A 19,027-nucleotide genomic window follows, 5' to 3' on the forward strand; every position below is an offset into this window, starting at 1 on the left:
ACGGGTCGCGGGTGCGCACCCTCAGGCCAGGACCGGCCGCCGCCGCAGGTCTCAGAAGCTCCAGGACGGCGTGCTGTCCAGCTGCATGAAGGCCACCAGGACCAGGAGGTCGGCCACTCCGAGGCCGAGACCCAGGTAGGCGCGGCCGCGGCGGGCGGTGCCGCGCCACAGGGCCACCGCGGCCAGGACGATGGCGATCGGGCCGAGGAAGACGTTGAGGACGAGGAGGCCGACGAGACCGAGGATGAAGGACGCCACGGCCATGCCGTCGGCGTCACGGGCACCGGTCTGCTGGGTGGCCTGCGCGGTGAGCTGCATGGTGATCAGTGCTCCTGGGGACGACGGGGCGGGGGTCAGTGGGCCGAGGTACGGCGGCGGGCGTGGCGCTCGCGGAGCGCGAAGATGCCCAGCCAGGCGGCGATCACGACGGCGGCGACGGCGGTGAAGGTGAGCGGCGCGTGGGCGACGGTGCCCAGGACGACGCCGAGGAGCATGAGTGCGGCGACGAGGAACAGCATGGGACGGATCCCCCTCCGATTCGGCGGTCGTTACGTTTGGGTGAACAGTTGTAGTTACACTTGTTCACTGACTTCAGAGTCTAGCGCGTGTACGGCTTTCCAATTACAGAGAACAGTTGTTAACTGGATGACATGAGTCACACCCTCGGCCTCCGGCAGGCACAGAAGCAGAAGACCCGGCAGGCGCTCCTGGACGCGGCCCTGGGGCTGCTGGAGGAGCAGAGCCTGAGCAGCCTGGGTCTGCGCGAGGTCACGCGTGCCGTCGGCGTCGCGCCGACCGCCTTCTACCGGCACTTCCGCTCCATCGCGGATCTTGGTGTGGCCCTCGTCGAGGAGGCGTTGGGCAGCCTGCACCCGATGATCCGGACGACGGTGTCCACGGCCGACGACCACGGCCAACGCATCAAGCGCGCCATCGAGTTGATCGCCGGCCATGTAGACGCGTACCCCGCTCACGTCCGATTCATCGCCCGTGAACGACATGGCGGAGTCCAGCCGGTCCGGGAGGCCATCCGGGACCAACTGGCCCGGTTCGGGCAGGAGGTGAAGGACGAGCTGGCCAAGGACCCGGTGTCCGGCGGCTGGAGCGAGGACGACCTGCTGATGCTGGCCAACCTCTACGTCGACCAGATGCTGATCACGGCCTCGCTGTTCCTGGAGGCCCTGGAGGCGCCCCCGGAGGAACGGGACCGCGTGTGCCAGGTGGCGGAGCGTCAGATGCGACTGATCAGCATCGGCCGCCAACACTGGCTGGATTAGTCACCACACACAGAGGCGGCACCCCCGTTCACCGGGAGTGCCGCCCCTGCCGTACGGCGTCCTACGCCATGTCAGCTCTTCGTCGCCGCCGCGCTCGGCGCACCGGTGGGCGCACCGCTGGGCGCGCCGCTCGGGGCCGCGCCGCCCGCGCCGCCGCCGGGACCGCCGCAGCCGCCCATGCCGCCGCCCTGGCCACCCTGGCCACCCTGGCCGCCGCCGGGCCCACCGCTCGGGATGCCGGAGGGGGTGCCGCTGGGCGCGCCCGAAGGCCGGGCGGTCGCGTTGCCGGTGGGGGCGCCCGAGGGGGCGCCGCTGGGCATGCCGGACGCGTTGCCGGTGGGGGCCTGACAGTTCTGCCCGCCCGAGGTGCCGCTGTTCGAGGTCGACGACGAGTCGCCCGAGCCGCAGGCCACCAGGGCGAGGGGCGAGAGCGCCAGCAGGGCCACGGCGGGGAGGAGACGCACACGCTTCATGAGAGACAGCTCCGGGGAAGATGAGGAAGTCCTGAGGTCGGGAACTGTCGCAACGGCCCCTGAGCCTTCGTTGGGCCCGGCCTGTCCCCCGCCTGTGCGGGAGGCAAAGCGCGGCTAAAGCAGCCCCTCTGAGCTGGGGTTCTGCGAGGACCGCCCACTCACCCGCTGGTACAAGTTCGTGACGGAAGCGGCCGCGCGGGCCACCTCGTCGCGCACCTCGGGCGGCGAGAGGACCTCCACGCGGTCGGAGAACTGCAGGAGTTGACGGGCCTCGCCGACCAACCCGAGCGAGAGCCGGGCCGTCACCCACACGTTCTCGCCGTCGTCCTCGGGGAGTTCGTACAGATACGGGGCCATCAGCCGTGCGAACAGGTCGAGTCGGTCGCGGCGGACCCGCACGGTGACGTCGATGCCCCCGATGCCCCCGCCCATCCCCACGCCCCCTGGGCGGGTCCAGCCAGGCCCGCGCATCAACCGAGCCGCACCCGCGCCAACTGTCGTGACTGGGCGACCAGTCGGTTCTCGCTGTCCCAGACCTCGGCGTCCTCCTCCAGGAAGCCGCCGGCGAGGTTGCGGGTGGTGATGGAGACGCGGAGAGGGCCCGGGGCGGGGCGGCTCCTCACATGTGCCGTCAGCTCGACCGTCGGCACCCAGCCCTTGAGGCCCATCTCGAAGGCCGTGGGCGGGAGCGCGTCCACCGCGAGCAGCAGCGAGAAGGGATCGGCGTCCCGGCCGTCCGCGAGCCCGAACCAGGACCGCATCTCGCCCCTGCCGGAGGGCGCGCCGAGGGCCCAGCCCAGGGTCGACGGGTCCAGCTTGAGCATCAGCCGGTCGGTGAGGGCGGAGCTGCCGTCGACGGGGGCGGGCCCGTCCTGGGGGCCGAAGCACTGGTCCATCGGCGGCAGGACGGGCGGCTCGGCCGTCGTACGGACGTCGTCGGGAAGGGAGTCGAGGTCGCCGTAGGAGGCGAGGACGCGGATGCGCTCGACCTCCTTGCCCTCGTCGTCGTACTGGAAGAGCGAGGCCTGGCCGGTGGAGAGGGTGCGGCCGGTGCGGACCACGTCCGTGCGGATCACCGCCGGTCCGGGCTGGGACGCGGTCAGGTAGTGCGCGGAGATCGTGAACGGGTCGGCGTGCGGCAGGGCGTCCGCGAGCGCGCGGCCCAGGACGGCCAGGAGGTAGCCACCGTTGACGGCGCTGAAGATCGTCCAGCCCTCGGAGAGGTCGATGTCGTAGACGCCGGGGGCACGGCGGGTGACCGCGGTGTCGCGGTCGAACTCGCTGTCGCCGATCGTCGCGCGCGTGGCGGAGGCTGCTTCTGGCATGCCTGAACGGTACAACAACAAACTACTAAGCGGTAGCTTTCCTCGGAGGGTCCGCCGGTCGCCCCAGGTGAGACCCGCACTATTTCTCGGTAAGTGTCTGTACCCGTCCGTCACCCCGCACCCGGCAACGCCCTCTACAGGGACATGAGCCTCACCGGGACCACGTTCCTCTACACGCTGATCGTGCTGTCCGTCGTCGCCGTCGTGCTGCCGCTGGCCCTGTGGTCGCGGCTGCGGGGGCCCCGGATCGCACGCGCCGCCGCCCGCGTACTGATGGTGCTGTTCGCCCAGGGCACGGCCGTCGCCCTCGTCTTCGTGCTGGTCAACAACCAGAACAGCCTGTACGACAACTGGGCCGACCTGCTCGGCACCGGCAACCACGTCCAGCAGGCCGCGAACCTGGGCGCCGACGGCACCGGCGGCATCTCGCTGAAACGGCTGCCCAAGGTGAAGCAGCACTTCACCTACGCCTCCGGACCCGGCATGAAGGGCGTGCGGGTGACCCAGCTCAAGGGCCGGGTCTCAGGGGTGAACGCCGAGGTCTACGTCTGGCTGCCGCCGCAGTACGGCGAGCCCGCCTACCGGCACCGCACGTTCCCCGTGGTGGAGCTGCTGTCGGGCTATCCGGGCTCGGCGAAGGCCTGGTTCGGGTCGCTGCACGCGGTCGCCCAGCTACGGCCGCTGATGCGGGACGGCAGGGTGGCGCCGTTCATCCTGGTCGCCCCGCGCATGAACCTGCTGGCCGGGGTCGACACCGGGTGCGCCAACATCACGGGCACGGTCAACGCCGACACCTGGCTCAGCGTCGACGTGCCGAGGATGGTCACGGACAACTTCCGTGCCCAGTCCGGCCCGGCGGGCTGGGCGGTGGCCGGGTACTCGGCCGGCGGTCACTGCGCGACCAAGCTCGCCGTCGCCCATCCGGACCGCTACCGGGCCGCGGTCAGCATGTCCGGCTACAACGACCCGATCGGCGAACGCAACTCGCTGGCCGCCGAGACCCCCGCCCTGCGCCGCGCCAACAACCCCTACCTGCTGCTGCGCGAGGCCCGCACCCCGCCCGCGATCGCGCTCTACCAGTCCGGTCAGCCGGGCGACGGCTACGAGGCCGCCATGGGTCTCGAACAGGTCGCGAAGGCGCCGACGACCGTGCACGTCGTCTACATCCCGAAGAGCGCCGGAGGCCACAACATGGCGCTGTGGAAGCCGCAGGTGGTCCCGGCGTTCCGGTGGCTGACCGAGGAGATGGGGCTGCTGCACGGCCGGGCGGGCGCTACTCCTCACGCACGGTCGACCGGCGGTTCCAGGCCCGCGGAGCTCGCCAGTGGAACCGCATCGCGAGCAGGCGCAGTACGAAGGCGGTGAGAGCCGCGAGCCCGCTGGTGAACGAACTGAGGACGTCGTAGCGGATGCACAGGACGACCATGGTGGCACCGACGATCGCCGGGACCGCGTACAGGTCCCGGTCCCAGCGCAGAAGTGAGGGCACCTCGTTGGCGAGTACGTCCCTGAGCACACCGCCACCGACGGCGGTGGCGAGGCCGAGGGTGGCGGACTGGGTGAGGCCGAGCCCGTACTCGTACGCCTTGGTCGTCCCGGCGACGCAGAACAGGCCGAGGCCGGCCGCGTCGAAGACGTTCACGCCGGCCTGGATGCGCTCCACGTGCGGGTGCAGGAAGAAGACCAGGAGGGCGGCGAGGAGCGGGGTGATGAAGTAGCCGAGGTCCGTGAAGGCGGCGGGCGGTACCGCGCCGATGATCAGGTCCCGGAACAGCCCTCCGCCCAGCGCGGTGACCTCGGCGAGGACGGCGATGCCGAAGACGTCGAAGTTCTTGCGGACGGCCAGCAGCGCGCCGGAGATGGCGAACACGAAGATGCCGACGAGGTCGAGCGTGTGCTGGACGGAGGGAGTGAACAGTTGCTGGAGCACACCGCATTCTTGCGCAGTGGCTTTTACCGGGCGGGCTTGCCCGTCGTGAAGAGCCAGGTGTGGAACAGGTCGTCGAGCTGCTGTCCGCTGACCTTCTCGGCGAGGCGGATGAAGTCGGCGCTGTTCGCGTTGCCGTAGCGGTGCAGCTTCGTCCAGGCCGGCAGCAGCTTGAAGAACGCCTTGTCGCCGATCCGCTCGCGCAGCACCTGGAGGGTCATCGCGCCGCGCTGGTAGACGGCGGAGGCGAACATGGTGTCGCGCTGCGGGTCGCCGACGGTGATCTGCCAGAAGGCGCTGTCGGCGGGGCGGGAGTCGTAGCCGGCGACGAAGGAGTCGTGGGCGGAGCGGGTGCCCTTGCGCTCGGCCCACAGCCACTGGGCGTAGGTGGCGAAGCCCTCGTTGAGCCAGATGTCCTTCCAGTGCGCGACCGAGACGCTGTCCCCGAACCACTGGTGGGCCAGCTCGTGCACGATCGTCGTCTCGTTGCGCACGGCCGAGTAGGCCGGCTTGCTCTGCACCTCCAGCGAGAACCCGGCCTGCGGCATGTCGTCGACGATCGCGCCGGTCTCCTCGAAGGGATAGGGCCCGAAGACCTGCGACCAGTAGTCGGTGGCGTCGGCGGTGACGGCGTACACGTCGACGCCGTTGCTGTTCTCCAGCACCGGGTCGATGGCCGTGTAGATGGGGATGCCGCCGGGTGTCCTCCCGGTGCGGACGTCGAACTTCCCGATGGTGGCGGTCGCCAGGTAGGTCGCCATCGGCTTCTTCTCGCGCCAGTGGGTGTACGTCGAGCCGCCCTTGTCGTACGTCGACACGAGCCGGCCGTTGGAGACCGCGGTCAGGCCCTTCGGGGTCTTGATGCGGATGTCATAGGTGGCCTTGTCCGCGGGGTGGTCGCTGGACGGGAACCAGGTGGAGGCGGCGTTGGGTTCACAGGCGACGAAGACGCCGTCGGGGGTCTTCATCCAGCCGTAGTCGGAGCCGAAGACGATGGGACCGTTGAGGGGTTCGGGGATCCCGCCGTAGGTGACGGCGACCGTGAACTCGTGGCCCTTGCGCAGGGATTGGCGCGGGGTGATGCGTATCTCGTCGCCGTCCCGGGTGAACTGGGCGCGTCTGCCGTTCACTTCGACGCGGGTGACCACGAGTCTCTGGAGATCCAGGTCGAAGGAGGAGAGGTTCTGGGTGGCGCGGGCGGTGAGTGTCGTACGGCCGTCCAGACGGTCGGTGTCCGGGTTGTACGCCACGTCGAGGGCGTAGTGCCGGGCGTCGAAGCCGCCGTTGCCGAGGTTCGGGAAGTAGGCGTCGCCGATGCCGGGGGCGCCGGGTTTCGGGCCCGGGGCCGCCGCGATGACAAAGAAGGAAGCCGCCGCGGTCGCGACGGCTCCTAAGCGTGCCGAACGGGAGAGTGCCATGGTGTCGTCCCTCTCTACGTGTACCGATAAGTCGGACACGGACGACTCTTCACTCTCCCGTTCGGGCATGTGCATGACTTTGCCAACTCGTCATGCGTTACTTGTCAGTTGGGTCCTGACGCTCGGTTTCCGGTTCCGTGGTCGCCTCGCCGGTCTTCAACGGTGCCGCGGGGGCGGTTTTCGCGCCCGGGCCCGTCTTCGCACCCGTGGCCTCGACGTCCGCCGCGACCTCCGCCTCCGGCTTCTCCGCCGTGTCCGCCGTCTTCCCGGCAGCCTCGGCACCGGTCTCCTCGGCGGAGCCCGCCGCCACCGCCGCGACCGCGGCCGACGTCTTGGCCGACTCGGCTCGGACCTCCTCGGCGACCAGCTCGGCCGCCTCCTTGGCGACCGACAGGAGCACGGTGTCCTGCGGGGCCTGGTCCGCGAAGTTCTCGGGGTGGTGGCAGGCCACGCGCTGGCCGGGACGCAGCTCGACCAGCTGCGGCTCGGTGGTCTTGCAGATCTCCGTCGCCTTCCAGCACCGCGTGTGGAAGCGGCAGCCGGAGGGCGGGGAGATCGGGGACGGGACGTCGCCGCGCAGCAGAATGCGCTCGGACTTGGCGCCCCGGCGCTTGGGGTCCGGCACCGGGACCGCCGACATCAGGGCCTTGGTGTACGGGTGCATCGGCGCCTCGTACAGCGAGGTGCGGTCGGCGAGTTCGACGATCTTGCCGAGGTACATCACCGCGATACGGTCCGAGACGTGCCGTACGACGGACAGGTCGTGCGCGATGATCACGTACGTGAGGCCGAGCTCCTCCTGGAGGTCGTCCATCAGGTTCACGACCTGCGCCTGGATCGACACGTCGAGGGCCGAGACCGGCTCGTCCGCCACCACCAGCTTCGGCTTCAGGGCCAGGGCCCGCGCGATGCCGATGCGCTGACGCTGGCCGCCGGAGAACTCGTGCGGGTAGCGGTTGTAGTGCTCGGGGCTCAGACCCACCAGCTCCAGCAGACGCTGGACCTCCCGCTTCACCCCGCCCTCGGGCTCGACGCCCTGGAGCCGGAAGGGCGCCGAGACGATGCCGCCGATGGTGTGGCGGGGGTTCAGGGAGCCGTACGGGTCCTGGAAGATCATCTGGATGTCCCGCCGCAGCGGACGCATCCCGGCCGCGTTCAGCCGCGTGATGTCCTGGCCCTCGAAGTGGATCGAACCGCCGGTCGGCTCCTGGAGACGGGTGATGACCCGGCCCATGGTCGACTTGCCGCAGCCCGACTCGCCGACCACGCCGAGGGTCTCGCCCTTGCGCACCTCGAAGTCGATGCCGTCGACCGCCTTGACCGCGCCGACCTGGCGCTGGAGGACGCCCTTGCGGATCGGGAAGTGCTTCTGGAGGCCCTCGACCCTGAGCAGTATGTCGCGCTCGTCGGGGGCGGTCGTCACGTCCGCATCCGTCTTCTTCGTCTCACTCACAGCTTCGGCGCAATCTCTTCGGTCCAGATCCGCGTGCGGTCCTCCGGCGAGAGGTGGCACGCGGAGAAGTGTCCGCCGCCGACCTGCTGGAGCTCCGGGCGCACGGTACGGGTGACATCGCCCTTGGGGATGTCCGCGTACGGGCAGCGGGGGTGGAAGGCGCAGCCCGAGGGGACGTTGATGAGGCTCGGCGGCTGGCCCTTGACGGGGATGAGCCGCTCGGAGGTCTCCCGGTCGATGCGCGGCATCGAGCCCAGCAGACCCCAGGTGTACGGGTGCTGCGGGCGCTCGAAGACGTCGTCGACGCTGCCGCGCTCCACGCACCGGCCGCCGTACATCACGAGGACGTCGTCGGCGATCTCGGCGACCACACCCAGGTCGTGGGTGATGAGGACGACCGCGGAGCCGAACTCCTTCTGCAGGTCCCGGATCAGGTCGAGGATCTGCGCCTGGACGGTGACGTCCAGGGCGGTCGTCGGCTCGTCCGCGATCAGCAGCTCGGGGTTGTTGACGAGCGCCATGGCGATCATCGCGCGCTGGCGCATACCGCCGGAGAACTCGTGCGGATAACCGTCCACGCGCTTGGCCGGCTCGGGGATGCCGACCCGGTCGAGCATCTCTATCGCCCGCTTGCGCGCGACCTTCTTGCTGACGTCGTGGTGGACCCGGTACGCCTCCACGATCTGGTTACCGATCGTGTAGTACGGGTGCATCGCGGACAGCGGGTCCTGGAAGATCATCGCCATCTCGCGGCCGCGCAGCCGACGCACCTCGTCCGGGTCGGCGGAGACCAGCTCCTTGCCGTCCAGCCAGATCTCGCCGGACATCTGCACGTGCTTGCCCTGCGCCCCGAGCCGGTGCAGGCCCATGATCGCCAGCGAGGTGACGGACTTGCCGGAGCCCGACTCGCCCACGATGCAGAGGGTCTTGCCCTTCTCCACCTGGAAGCTGAGCCCGTCCACGGACTTGACCAGTCCGTCGTCGGTCGGGAAGTGCACCTTGAGATCGCGGACCGCGAGGAAGGCGTCGGGGGCGTTCCCCGGAGCCGGCTCGCCCAGGGCGGCACCGGTCTTGGAGAGTTCGGTCACGAGAGCCTCACCCGCGGGTCGGCGGCGGCGTACAAGAGGTCCACCAGGAGATTTGCGATCACGACGAAGACGGCGGCGAGCAGGGTGACGCCGAGGATCGGGGGCAGGTCGTTGTCGGTGATGCCCTGCACCGCGTACTGGCCGATGCCGGGCAGCGAGAACACGGTCTCGGTGATCACGGCGCCGCCGAGCAGCAGGCCCAGGTCCATGCCGAACACGGTGATGATCGGGGTCAGCGCGGCGCGCAGCCCGTGCCGGGCGACGACGTTGCGCTCTCGCAGGCCCTTGGCGCGGGCCGTGCGGATGAAGTCCTCGTTCATCGTCTCCATCATGCCCGAGCGGGTCAGCCGCGCGTAGATGGCGGAGTACAGCAGGGCGAGCGAGCACCAGGCCGGGAAGAGCGTGTTGGCCCACTGGGCCGGATTCTCGGTGAACGGCACATAGGTCCGCCCGAAGATCGGCCACTGGTAGGTGAAGAGCAGCAGCGCCAGGTTGCCCGTGAAGAACATGGGCAGCGAGACACCGGCGAGCGCGACGCCCATGAAGGTGCGGTCGAAGAAGCTGCGGGGCTTGAGGGCCGAGATCACACCGATCACGACACCGGACACCAGCCACATCACGGCAGCGCCGGCGGCCAGCGAGACGGTCACCGGAATGCGGGAGGTGAGCTGCGGCCAGACCGCCTGGTGGTTCTTGAAGGAGTAGCCGAAGCACGGCGCGTCACAGTGCGCCGTCGTGGGGCCCAGGTTGTAGGTGGCGCCGGACACGATCCCCTTGATGAAGTGCCAGTACTGGGCGTAGAGGGGTTCGTCCAGACCGAGGTTCTGCTTGACCGCGGCGATGTCTGCCTTCGTCGGACTCTTTCCGATGTACTGCTGCGCGAGCTGGTCGGCGGTCTGGCCGGCCATCCGCGGCAGCAGGAAGAAGATCGCGAAGGTGACCGCGGTGACGACCAGCAGCAGGATCACTGCCGCGAACGTCCGACGGAGGATGTACGAGATCACGGGGACCGGCGCTGGTGCCCGCGGGCCGCGAGGCCCACGGGCACCAATGCCTTCACCTGCCTTCCGGGGCTACTTCTTGGTCGTGCCGATGTTGAGGTAGTCGTACTGACCGCTGAAGGCCGCCGTGGACACCAGGTTGGTGTAGCCGGACGGGCGGTACAGCAGGACCTTGAAGTAGGTCAGCGGGACGAGCGCCGCCAGGTCCATGGCGCGCTTGTCGATCTGCCCGTACAGGCCGTTGCGGGTGGTGTCGTCCTCGGTGGCGATGGCCTTCTCCAGCATCTCGTTGACCTGCTTGTCGTTCAGGTACGAGAGGTTGGTGTTGCCGGACGTGCCGATCGCGTCACCGTGCAGGATCTGCTGCAGGAAGCCGTAGCCGGAGTTCCAGTCGGCACCCCACTGCATCATGTGCAGGCCGATGTTCTGCTTCTTGTCGAACGTCGGCACACCCGCGTAGTCGGTGAAGTACTTGCCCGACGGGTACTGCTTCAGGCTGGCGTTGATGCCGACCTTCTTCAGCGAGGCGATGATCGCGGTGGCCGCGTCGATCTCCTGCGGGCGGTCGCTGCGCGCCGAGATGTTGGTGTTGATCGTCGTCTTGCCGCAGGCCTTCAGCTGCTCCTTGGCCTTGGCGACGTCACCCTTGTTGCCGTCGGTCGCGTAGACGTCGGCCTTCTGGTAGCCGGTGATGTCCGGCGGCAGGACGGTCGTGGCGATGTCACCGCGGATCGGGCCGCCCTCGGCGGTCTGCACGGAGACCTTGTCGATGGCGTACTCGACGGCCTTGCGGCACTCGACCTTGTCGAACGGCGCGACCTGGTTGTTGATCGCCAGGTAGACCAGACGGCCACCGTAGGTGTTGTCCGTGTTGGCCTTCAGGTCGGCGCTGTTGACGACCTTCGCCTGGGTCGCGGCCTGGACACCGGTACCGCCGAGGTCGATCGCGTCACCGGCCTGGACGTCCTGGTCGATGGTCTCCGGGTTGACCTTCAGCTTGACGACGATCTTGTCCGGGTACTGCTTGCGCAGCGGGTCGGTCTTCGGGTCCCAGTTCTCGTTCTTGACGAGGACGGCCTGCTTGCCCTCGTCGTAGCTCTGGAACTTGTACGAGCCCGAGGACACGATGCTCTTGACGTAGTCGATGCCGGTGTCCTTGGCCTTCGGCACCGGAGCCGTCTGCGGCGTCGCGACCAGGTAGTCGAACTCCTGGAAGGGACGGTTGAGCTTGAAGACGATCGTGGTGTCGTCCGGCGTCTCGATGGACTTCAGGCCCTCGGCGCTCTTGTCCTTGTACGGGCCCTTGTACGCCTTGCCGCCCTCCATGAACTGCTGGAAGTAGTTCGGGCCGAGGGAGAGCACGTCACGCGCGAAGTTGGAGCGCTCGACGGCGTACTTGACGTCCTTCGAGGTGATCGGCGTGCCGTCCTGGAACTTCAGGCCGGAGCGGATCTTGTACGTCCAGGTCTTGCCGCCGTCGCTCGGCTCGCCCGCCTTCTCGGCGAGGTCCGGAACCAGCGTGTTGCCCTCCTCGCCCGCGCCGGGCTTGAAGGTCATCAGCGGGCGGGCGAACAGCCGGCTGAGGTTGTACATGTAGGCGTAGTACGTGTTGCCGGGGTCGAAGGAGTCCGGCACGTCCGACAACTCGTACGTGACCGTCCCACCCTTCTGGGAGGAGGCGTTGACGACACCCTTGGTCGCTGCGTTGGCCCCAGCCGACTTGTTCCCGTCTCCACCGTTGTCATCGGCCTTGCTGCAAGCCGAGAGCAACAGGCTCGCACTGCCGATGGCCGCCACTGCGGCCAGCGCTGACCTTCGCATGATGGTCTGCTTCCCCTTCAATTGTCGGAAATCTTGTGGACTCTCGCCGCGGTCGCGGGTCAGCGGCTGCGCGGGTCGAGAGCGTCGCGGAGACCGTCGCCGAGCAGGTTGAATGCCAGGACGGTCACGAAGATGGCCAGACCAGGCACGATCATGAACTGCGGGTCGACCTGGTAGTAGGTGACCGCCTGGTTGATCATGCCGCCCCAGGACGCCTGCGGGGGCTGGATGCCGACGCCGAGGAAGCTCAGCGACGCCTCGAAGAGGATGTTGGTCGGGATGAGCAGCGTCGAGTAGACGATGATCGGGCCGACGAGGTTCGGCAGCAGCTCCCGGAACAGGATGTACGGCCCCCTGGCCCCCATCCCGCGCGAGGCGTCGACGAACTCCCGCTCGCGCAGGGCCAGGGTCTGGCCGCGCACGATGCGGCCCAGGTAGGGCCAGTTGAAGAAGCCGATGACGAAGATCAGCACGCTGATGTGCAGCGGCAGACCCTCCAGGCCGAAGGCGCCGCCCTGGAGCGTGGCCGAGATGGCGATGGCGAACAGCAGGAGGGGGAACGCCAGGAAGGTGTCCATCAGCCGGCTGATGATCGTGTCGACCCGGCCGCCGTAGTAGCCGGCGACCACGCCGAGCACGGCGCCGATCGTGTTGGACAGGATCGTGGCGCCGAAGGCGACGACCAGCGAGACCCAGGAGCCCTCGAGGATGCGGGTCGCGATGTCGCGGCCGAACTTCGGCTCCACACCGAGCGGGTGCGACCAGCTCATGCCGCCGAAGTCGCCCTTGGGCAGCGAGGTGTTCGGGTCGATCAGATCCTGGTGCAGGGCGTTCGGGTCCAGCCCGAACATGGCCTGAATGGGCCGGGAGAGCACCGCGAGCAGGATCAGCAGGATGACGATCACGCCACCAACGACCGCCACCTTGTCCTTCTTGAACCGGGACCAGGCGATCTGCCCCAGGGAACGGCCCTCGATCTGCCCCTTTGCGGCGCCGACGAGGACAGCCTCCGGCTGCGCCTCGGCCTGCGCCCCGGTGGTCTCGATCGGTGCGGTCACAGTGACCCGACCCCTCTCGCCGGTGGTGACCGGCCTACACCTGCCGTGGATTACGGCTTTGTCGACTTGCTCAGCTCGCAGGGACTACTGATCCTGCGTCTGCCTGGGGAGTCTTCAGCTTCGCTGTGATCACCCGCCAGGCCTGGCGCCGAAAGTATGCGTAACCGTGATGCAGTACGAGGGATTCCGTTATCCGAACAACGGGTAACGACCCTCGGACGTATGTCAGTTGGGACAGAACGGCACAATAGGGCACGTTCGGTATGATCCGCCGCTATCTACGCGCGAAGAAATATGGCTGTTACGTAAAGGACGCGAACGGGTTGCCATCGCTCTCAGTAACCACCACGGGCGGGCGGGTAGCCGTACCCGGCCGCCGGTGCCTGGGCGGGGGATCCGTGGGCCTCGCGGTCGTAGAACGGACGGGCGCCGGCGCGCATCCACAGGGCCACCGGGTCGTACTCGTCGGACATCGCCACGGTCGACACCGGCAGCCCCTCCGGCACCGCGCCGATGGACTGCTGCATCATCGCGCGCACCGAGTCCACGGCCGAGGGACTGGTGTCGTACACGTCCAGGCCGATGGCGAGGTACGGCGCCCCGAGCGCCGGCTGCACCCAGGCGCGGCGCAGCGAGCGGACCGCCGGGGTGCGGTGCGCGTTCTGCACGAGCAGGGCGTAGAACTGGGGGATCTCGATGCCGGGTTCGGTGAGCCTGAGCGGTCCCGCGGGCTGGCGCTCCAGGCCGGTCGCGATGCGGCGCAGGTCGAGCCAGGGGATGCCGACGCCGCCGCCGGGGGCGTGCGGGTTGAGCCAGAGGCCGTAGTGGTCGGGATAGAGCGTGCGGGCCACGTCGAGGCCGTCGACCACCTCGTACGAACGGTTCCAGCCGCTGGCGCTCAGCTCCTGCGCCGAGGTCACACAGGGGGCGTAGCCGTAGCCGTCGACCTCCATGTTTCCGTACTGGGCGTCCGGGGAGCCGGACTGGCCGTGCCACAGGAGCATCCAGATCTGGCCGTTGTTCGGGGTCGCGAGAGCGCGCAGCAGCGCCTCGTAGGCGTCGTAGCGCCCGGGGGTCACCTGGCGCAGCATGTGCTCGACCGTGCCGGTCGCGGTGCCGCTGGCGCTCACGTCGTATCGCCCTTCTTGAAGTTGCCCCGAGTATGAAACCAGCTTAAGCGCCTACCGGGTCGGGACTCGTCGACCGTCGGCGGGTGCGGGTTGTTCGTGGCTGGTCGCGCCCCGCGGCGGAGCCGCAGATCGGCACAGCCCCGCGCCCCTGAGGGGGTGCGACTAGCCCTGTGTGTAGAAGGGCCGTACCTGGCCCCGCATCCAGTGGCCCACCGGGTCGTCCGCCACGTCCAGCAGGACCAGGTTGACCGGCCAGCGCACCGGGGTCTGCCCGAGGGCCCGGCCGAGGGCGTCCATCGGCAGGGTGCGCAGGTCGCCCTCCCACTGGGAGAGTTCCACGCCCACGAACATGACCGGGTCGGCCGTCTCGATGGCGGCCAGGCAGCGGCGGGCCGTCAGGACCACGCCCGTGGCCGCGAACTCGGCGGACGCGGCTGCCAGGAAGTCGACCGGGTCGTCCTGCCAGTCCGGCTCGTAGAGCTTGACCCGGCCGCCGGTGTTGGGCCCGTCCAGCGGGGTCCGGCCCACCCGGCAGAGGTCGGCGACGGCGGCGGGCGGCAGCGGGACTCCGACCACGCCGTCCGGGTTCACCGCGATGCCCACGTGCGGGGGCAGGCCGCGGGCGAACTCGACCGCCGGGGCGATGGTGTACGACAGATGGCTGCCGACGACCTGGCGGAACTGCTCCTCGGAGCTGAAGACCGGGACGAACGCCTGGCCCCCGATCTCCAGGGTGGGCAGGTCGAGGGGGCCGCTGTGCGGGCCGCCGCCGTTCGGCAGCGGGATCCAGACGAAGCTGCGGCCGAGCACCTCGATGATCCGGCCGCCCGCGGAGGGCATGCCGAGGGAGGCCGAGAGCACCTCCTCCAGCTCGTTGCCGGGCCAGCCGCCGTGCGGATGGGGGTGTGCCGAGTGCGCCGGGAAGTCCGCGGGAAGATCCGCTGGGAAGTCCATCTGTCTGACCGCCTGCTGTGAACCGCTGATGTGGCTGAAAGGCTAGCGGGTGCGGGCGGTTCGCGACTCAGCCCGTGAACCCGATCCGCCGCAGGACGTCCGCCGCCTCCCGGTCGATCAGCACCGCCGAGCCGCAGCCCTGGGGCAGATCGCCGCGCTCCACGGAGCGGATCAGCCGCGCGGCGGCCCCCCGGTGCCGCAGGAAGGCATACCGCGAGACCTCCCGGCCGCGCTCGCGCTGGCCCTCCAGCGCGGTGTCCGCCGTGACGTCGAGCAGCAGCAGGTGCAGGGTGCCGCCCCGGCGCCGGGCCTCGCGGGCCAGCCAGCCCCGCACCCAGGCCTGCGTCCCGCAGTCGTGCACCACGACTCCCTCGCCGGAGCGCAGGGCGCGGCGCAGTCCGGCGTAGTGCGCGAGCCGGACCAGCGGGCGGTAGAGGGCGTACGGCAGTAGGCGGGAGAGCCGGGCGTCCCAGCGGTCACGGGTGTCCTGGGAGTCGACTCCGATCCCCGTGACCGCGCGCTTCATCAGCGTGGACTTGCCGCTGCCGGGCAGGCCGGTGATGACGACGAGGTCGCCGGGGCCGAAGAGCAGGGCGTGCGGGCTGCGGCCGGCGCGGTCGCGCAGGTCACGGACGACCGGGCGGGCGCCGCGGGCCTCGACGGCCGGGGCCGCGGGCTGCTCCGGCAGCGCGAGGGCCGAGGTCGTCGCGTACGCCGTGGTCCTGTTCACCGTCATCGTCCTCCTCCGGGGTCGGGGTTCCCCTCCCCACCGAGCGTAAAGAGAAGGTAATGGACGATCTCTCGCGTTTCTGTACGCGTACCGCCACAAGCCGGTTACAGAAGGGAGGGGCCGAGGCAGCCCTGCCGTCGGCGTCCGAGGCGTGCAATGATGTCGGCGCCAACTGCATACCGGCCGCTTGAATCCGCGCGGGAGAGTCCCGGGGTACGTGTACCCGGGCGCCGAAGGAGCAAGTCCCTCCCTTGAATCTCTCAGGCCCCGTTACCGCGCGGGCGAGGCACATCTGAAAAGCGGGCCGCCCCCTCGAAGGCGGCCCCACCCACGGTGCAAGCCATGTTCTTCATGGCGAACCTCTCAGGTTCCGATGACAGATGGGGAGGAATACCTCGCCCGTCACACCCATGTCCTGGGATCCTTGGAGACGACCGTCCGATGAGCAGTTCTGAACCCCGTCTCACCGCACTCGACGCCCTGCACCGCTCGCTCGGTGCGACCATGACCGACTTCGCCGGCTGGGACATGCCCCTGCGGTACGGCTCCGAGCGCGACGAACACAACGCGGTACGCACGCAAGCCGGGCTCTTCGACCTCTCCCACATGGGCGAGATCACCGTGACCGGACCGCAGGCCGCACAGCTGCTGAACTTCGCCCTCGTCGGCAACATCGCCTCCGTCGGCGTCGGCCGGGCCCGCTACACCATGATCTGCCAGGCCGACGGCGGCATCCTGGACGACCTGATCGTCTACCGGCTCGGCGAGACCGAGTACATGGTGGTCGCCAACGCCTCCAACGCCCAGGTCGTGCTCGACGCACTGACCGAGCGCGCGGCCGGCTTCGACGCCGAGGTGCGTGACGACCGGGACGCCTACGCGCTGATCGCCGTACAGGGGCCTCAGTCCCCCGGGATCCTCGCGTCCCTGACCGACGCGGACCTCGACGGCCTCAAGTACTACGCCGGTCTGCCGGGCACGGTCGCCGGGGTGCCGGCGCTGATCGCGCGCACCGGGTACACCGGTGAGGACGGCTTCGAGCTGTTCGTGAAGCCGGAGCACGCGGTCGAACTGTGGCAGGCGCTGACCAAGGCCGGCGAGGGCGTCGGGCTCGTCCCGTGCGGACTGTCCTGCCGGGACACGCTGCGCCTGGAAGCGGGCATGCCGCTGTACGGGCACGAGCTCTCGCGGGAGCTGACGCCCTTCGACGCCGGGCTCGGCCGGGTCGTGAAGTTCGAGAAGGACGGGGACTTCGTCGGGCGGGAGGCGCTCCAGCGGGCCGCCGAGCGCGCCGCCGCCGCGCCGCCGCGCGTCCTCGTCGGCCTGGTCGCCGAGGGGCGTCGCGTCCCGCGTGCCGGGTACGCGGTCGTCGCGGGCGGCGAGGTGATCGGCGAGGTCACCTCCGGCGCCCCCTCCCCCACCCTGGGCAGGCCGATCGCGATGGCGTACGTCGACGCCGCGCACGCGACGCCCGGCACGACCGGTGTCGGTGTGGACATCCGGGGCAGCCACGAGCCGTACGAGGTCGTGGCGCTGCCGTTCTACAAGCGCCAGAAGTAGCCGCACAGAAGTAGCCGTCGTAGGTGATGCTGGGCACAGAGTCGCTGCTCACGCACGCCTTTCGCAGTCCCCCCTTCATCACCACTCCCCCGCGTACAGGAGAATTCAGGCCATGAGCAACCCCCAGCAGCTGCGTTACAGCAAGGAGCACGAGTGGCTGTCGGGCGCCGAGGACGGCGTCTCGACGGTCGGCATCACGGAGCACGCGGCCAACGCGCTCGGCGATGTCGTCTTCGTCCAGCTCCCGGAGGTCGGTGACACGGTGACCGCGGGCGAGACCTGCGGCGAGCTGGAGTCGACCAAGTCGGTGTCCGACCTGTACTCCCCCGTCTCCGGTGAGGTCACCGAGGTCAACGAGGACGTCGTGAGCGACCCGGCGCTGGTGAACTCCGCCCCCTTCGAGGGCGGCTGGCTGTTCAAGGTACGCGTCGCGGAGGAGCCGGCCGACCTGCTCTCCGCCGACGAGTACACCGCCTTTTCCGCCGGCTGAGGAGTCCGCACCTGATGTCCGCACTGAACACGCCCCTGCACGAGCTCGACCCGGAGATCGCGGCCGCGGTCGACGCCGAGCTGGTCAGGCAGCAGTCCACCCTCGAGATGATCGCCTCGGAGAACTTCGCTCCGCTCGCGGTCATGGAGGCCCAGGGCTCGGTCCTCACCAACAAGTACGCCGAGGGCTACCCGGGCCGCCGCTACTACGGCGGCTGCGAGCACGTCGACGTGGCCGAGCAGATCGCGATCGACCGGGTCAAGGAGCTGTTCGGCGCCGAGTACGCCAACGTGCAGCCCCACTCCGGTGCCTCCGCGAACCAGGCCGCCCTGTTCGCGCTGGCCCAGCCGGGCGACACCATCCTCGGTCTCGACCTCGCGCACGGTGGTCACCTGACCCACGGGATGCGGCTGAACTTCTCCGGCAAGCAGTTCAATGTCGTCGCCTACCACGTGGACGAGTCGGGTCTCGTCGACATGGCCGAGCTGGAGAAGCTCGCGCGCGAGCACCGGCCGAAGGTGATCATCGCGGGCTGGTCCGCCTACCCGCGGCAGCTGGACTTCGCGGAGTTCCGCCGGATCGCCGACGAGGTCGAGGCGTACCTGTGGGTCGACATGGCCCACTTCGCCGGTCTGGTCGCGGCCGGGCTGCACCCGAACCCCGTCGAGCACGCCGACGTGGTCACCTCCACCACCCACAAGACGCTGGGCGGACCGCGCGGCGGGATCATCCTCGCCAAGCAGGAGTTCGCGAAGAAGCTGAACTCCTCCGTGTTCCCGGGCTTCCAGGGCGGTCCCCTGGAGCACGTGATCGCGGCGAAGGCGGTGTCCTTCAAGGTCGCGGCCTCCGAGGAGTTCAAGGAGCGCCAGCGGCGTACGGTGGACGGTGCGCGCATCCTCGCCGAGCGTCTGACGGCCGACGACGCCCGGGAGGCCGGGGTCAACGTGCTCTCCGGCGGCACCGACGTCCACCTCATCCTCGTCGACCTGCGCGAGTCCGAGCTGGACGGCAGGCAGGCCGAGGACCGTCTCCACGAGGTCGGCATCACGGTCAACCGCAACGCCGTCCCGAACGACCCGCGCCCGCCGATGGTGACGTCGGGCCTCAGGATCGGCACGCCCGCCCTGGCCACCCGCGGCTTCACGGCCGAGGACTTCGCCGAGGTCGCGGACGTCATCGCCGAGACCCTGAAGCCGTCGTACGACGTGGAGTCGCTGAAGGCCCGGGTCAAGGCCCTGGCGGACAAGCACCCGCTGTACCCCGGCCTGAACAAGTAGTTCGAGCAGTTCCGCGGTGGGGGCACCCGACGATGTGTGCCCCCA

The 19,027-nt window shown here is 69.5% G+C and carries 19 protein-coding genes, 1 pseudogene and 1 riboswitch; of the genes and pseudogenes, 5 read left to right on the plus strand and 15 right to left on the minus strand.

What is annotated here, in order from left to right; genetic code table 11:
- Positions 1 to 51: 51 nt before the first annotated feature.
- Together D1369_RS12215 and D1369_RS42870 are read right to left on the minus strand one after the other, a co-directional pair.
- The gene (locus D1369_RS12215) at positions 52 to 318 is read right to left on the minus strand and encodes a hypothetical protein (RefSeq protein WP_007384848.1); all 267 of its coding nucleotides are present in this window, start codon (positions 316 to 318) and stop codon (positions 52 to 54) included.
- Positions 319 to 353: 35 nt separating this feature from the next.
- Positions 354 to 518, minus strand: coding sequence for a hypothetical protein (locus D1369_RS42870; protein ID WP_007384847.1), 165 nt, complete (start codon positions 516 to 518; stop codon positions 354 to 356).
- Between the two features lie 132 nt (positions 519 to 650).
- Here D1369_RS42870 and D1369_RS12220 point away from each other — a divergent pair, with 132 nt between their 5' ends.
- Entirely contained in the window at positions 651 to 1,277 is a 627-nt protein-coding gene (locus D1369_RS12220; protein ID WP_007384846.1) for a TetR family transcriptional regulator, read from the plus strand.
- Between the two features lie 71 nt (positions 1,278 to 1,348).
- On the opposite strand, the gene D1369_RS42875 is transcribed toward D1369_RS12220, so the two are convergent.
- From D1369_RS42875 to D1369_RS12235, 3 genes and pseudogenes are all read right to left on the minus strand, one after another.
- Entirely contained in the window at positions 1,349 to 1,750 is a 402-nt protein-coding gene (locus tag D1369_RS42875; RefSeq protein WP_162951011.1) for a hypothetical protein, read from the minus strand.
- Positions 1,751 to 1,864: 114 nt separating this feature from the next.
- Positions 1,865 to 2,167: pseudogene (locus tag D1369_RS12230) on the minus strand (WYL domain-containing protein); the annotation flags it as partial.
- 53 nt (positions 2,168 to 2,220) lie between these two features.
- Entirely contained in the window at positions 2,221 to 3,075 is an 855-nt protein-coding gene (locus tag D1369_RS12235; protein ID WP_037901496.1) for a thioesterase family protein, read from the minus strand.
- Positions 3,076 to 3,219: 144 nt separating this feature from the next.
- On the opposite strand from D1369_RS12235, the gene D1369_RS12240 reads away from it, so the two are divergent.
- A complete protein-coding gene (locus D1369_RS12240) occupies positions 3,220 to 4,440 on the plus strand; it encodes an alpha/beta hydrolase-fold protein (RefSeq protein ID WP_037901494.1) in 1,221 nt (406 codons plus the stop codon).
- Here the strand turns inward: D1369_RS12240 and D1369_RS12245 are convergent.
- The 10 genes from D1369_RS12245 to D1369_RS12295 all read right to left on the minus strand — a co-directional run bounded on the left by D1369_RS12245 (position 4,349) and on the right by D1369_RS12295 (position 15,661).
- Positions 4,349 to 5,005, minus strand: a complete 657-nt coding sequence (locus tag D1369_RS12245) for a trimeric intracellular cation channel family protein (protein WP_007384841.1) — start codon at positions 5,003 to 5,005, stop codon at positions 4,349 to 4,351. The genes D1369_RS12240 and D1369_RS12245 overlap by 92 nt on opposite strands.
- Before the next feature lie 23 nt (positions 5,006 to 5,028).
- On the minus strand, positions 5,029 to 6,420 hold the full coding sequence (locus D1369_RS12250) for a M1 family metallopeptidase (protein WP_037901490.1): 1,392 nt from the start codon (positions 6,418 to 6,420) through the stop codon (positions 5,029 to 5,031).
- A 97-nt stretch (positions 6,421 to 6,517) separates the two neighbouring features.
- Entirely contained in the window at positions 6,518 to 7,843 is a 1,326-nt protein-coding gene (locus tag D1369_RS12255) for a dipeptide ABC transporter ATP-binding protein (protein WP_240436069.1), read from the minus strand.
- A 26-nt stretch (positions 7,844 to 7,869) separates the two neighbouring features.
- Positions 7,870 to 8,961 carry an ABC transporter ATP-binding protein gene (locus D1369_RS12260; protein WP_007384838.1) on the minus strand — a complete coding sequence of 364 codons (1,092 nt, stop codon included), beginning with the start codon at positions 8,959 to 8,961 and terminating at the stop codon, positions 7,870 to 7,872.
- Entirely contained in the window at positions 8,958 to 9,965 is a 1,008-nt protein-coding gene (locus D1369_RS12265) for an ABC transporter permease (RefSeq protein WP_007384837.1), read from the minus strand. The genes D1369_RS12260 and D1369_RS12265 overlap by 4 nt, the downstream gene beginning before the upstream one ends.
- 69 nt (positions 9,966 to 10,034) lie before the next feature.
- Positions 10,035 to 11,783, minus strand: a complete 1,749-nt coding sequence (locus D1369_RS12270) for an ABC transporter substrate-binding protein (RefSeq protein ID WP_007384836.1) — start codon at positions 11,781 to 11,783, stop codon at positions 10,035 to 10,037.
- A 59-nt stretch (positions 11,784 to 11,842) separates the two neighbouring features.
- Complete coding sequence (locus tag D1369_RS12275; protein WP_007384835.1) at positions 11,843 to 12,841, minus strand: ABC transporter permease; 999 nt, start codon at positions 12,839 to 12,841, stop codon at positions 11,843 to 11,845.
- Positions 12,842 to 13,176: 335 nt separating this feature from the next.
- Positions 13,177 to 13,971: an enhanced serine sensitivity protein SseB C-terminal domain-containing protein gene (locus tag D1369_RS12280; protein WP_007384834.1), complete on the minus strand. Its 795-nt coding sequence runs from the start codon at positions 13,969 to 13,971 to the stop codon at positions 13,177 to 13,179.
- Between the two features lie 162 nt (positions 13,972 to 14,133).
- Positions 14,134 to 14,925 (minus strand): enhanced serine sensitivity protein SseB, encoded by a 792-nt coding sequence (locus D1369_RS12290; protein ID WP_007384833.1) that lies wholly within the window; start codon positions 14,923 to 14,925, stop codon positions 14,134 to 14,136.
- 67 nt (positions 14,926 to 14,992) lie between these two features.
- Entirely contained in the window at positions 14,993 to 15,661 is a 669-nt protein-coding gene (locus D1369_RS12295) for an AAA family ATPase (protein WP_007384832.1), read from the minus strand.
- Positions 15,662 to 15,843: 182 nt separating this feature from the next.
- Positions 15,844 to 15,941, plus strand: a riboswitch (glycine riboswitch).
- Positions 15,942 to 16,096: 155 nt separating this feature from the next.
- Here D1369_RS12295 and gcvT point away from each other — a divergent pair.
- The 3 genes from gcvT to glyA all read left to right on the plus strand — a co-directional run bounded on the left by gcvT (position 16,097) and on the right by glyA (position 18,982).
- Positions 16,097 to 17,215, plus strand: coding sequence for a glycine cleavage system aminomethyltransferase GcvT (gene gcvT, locus D1369_RS12300; RefSeq protein ID WP_007384831.1), 1,119 nt, complete (start codon positions 16,097 to 16,099; stop codon positions 17,213 to 17,215).
- 112 nt (positions 17,216 to 17,327) lie between these two features.
- Positions 17,328 to 17,705, plus strand: coding sequence for a glycine cleavage system protein GcvH (gene gcvH, locus D1369_RS12305; RefSeq protein WP_007384830.1), 378 nt, complete (start codon positions 17,328 to 17,330; stop codon positions 17,703 to 17,705).
- A gap of 14 nt (positions 17,706 to 17,719) precedes the next feature.
- Positions 17,720 to 18,982: a serine hydroxymethyltransferase gene (gene glyA, locus D1369_RS12310; RefSeq protein WP_007384829.1), complete on the plus strand. Its 1,263-nt coding sequence runs from the start codon at positions 17,720 to 17,722 to the stop codon at positions 18,980 to 18,982.
- Positions 18,983 to 19,027: the final 45 nt, after the last annotated feature.

It is taken from the genome of Streptomyces sp. CC0208, from assembly GCF_003443735.1.
GTDB lineage: Bacteria > Actinomycetota > Actinomycetes > Streptomycetales > Streptomycetaceae > Streptomyces > Streptomyces sviceus.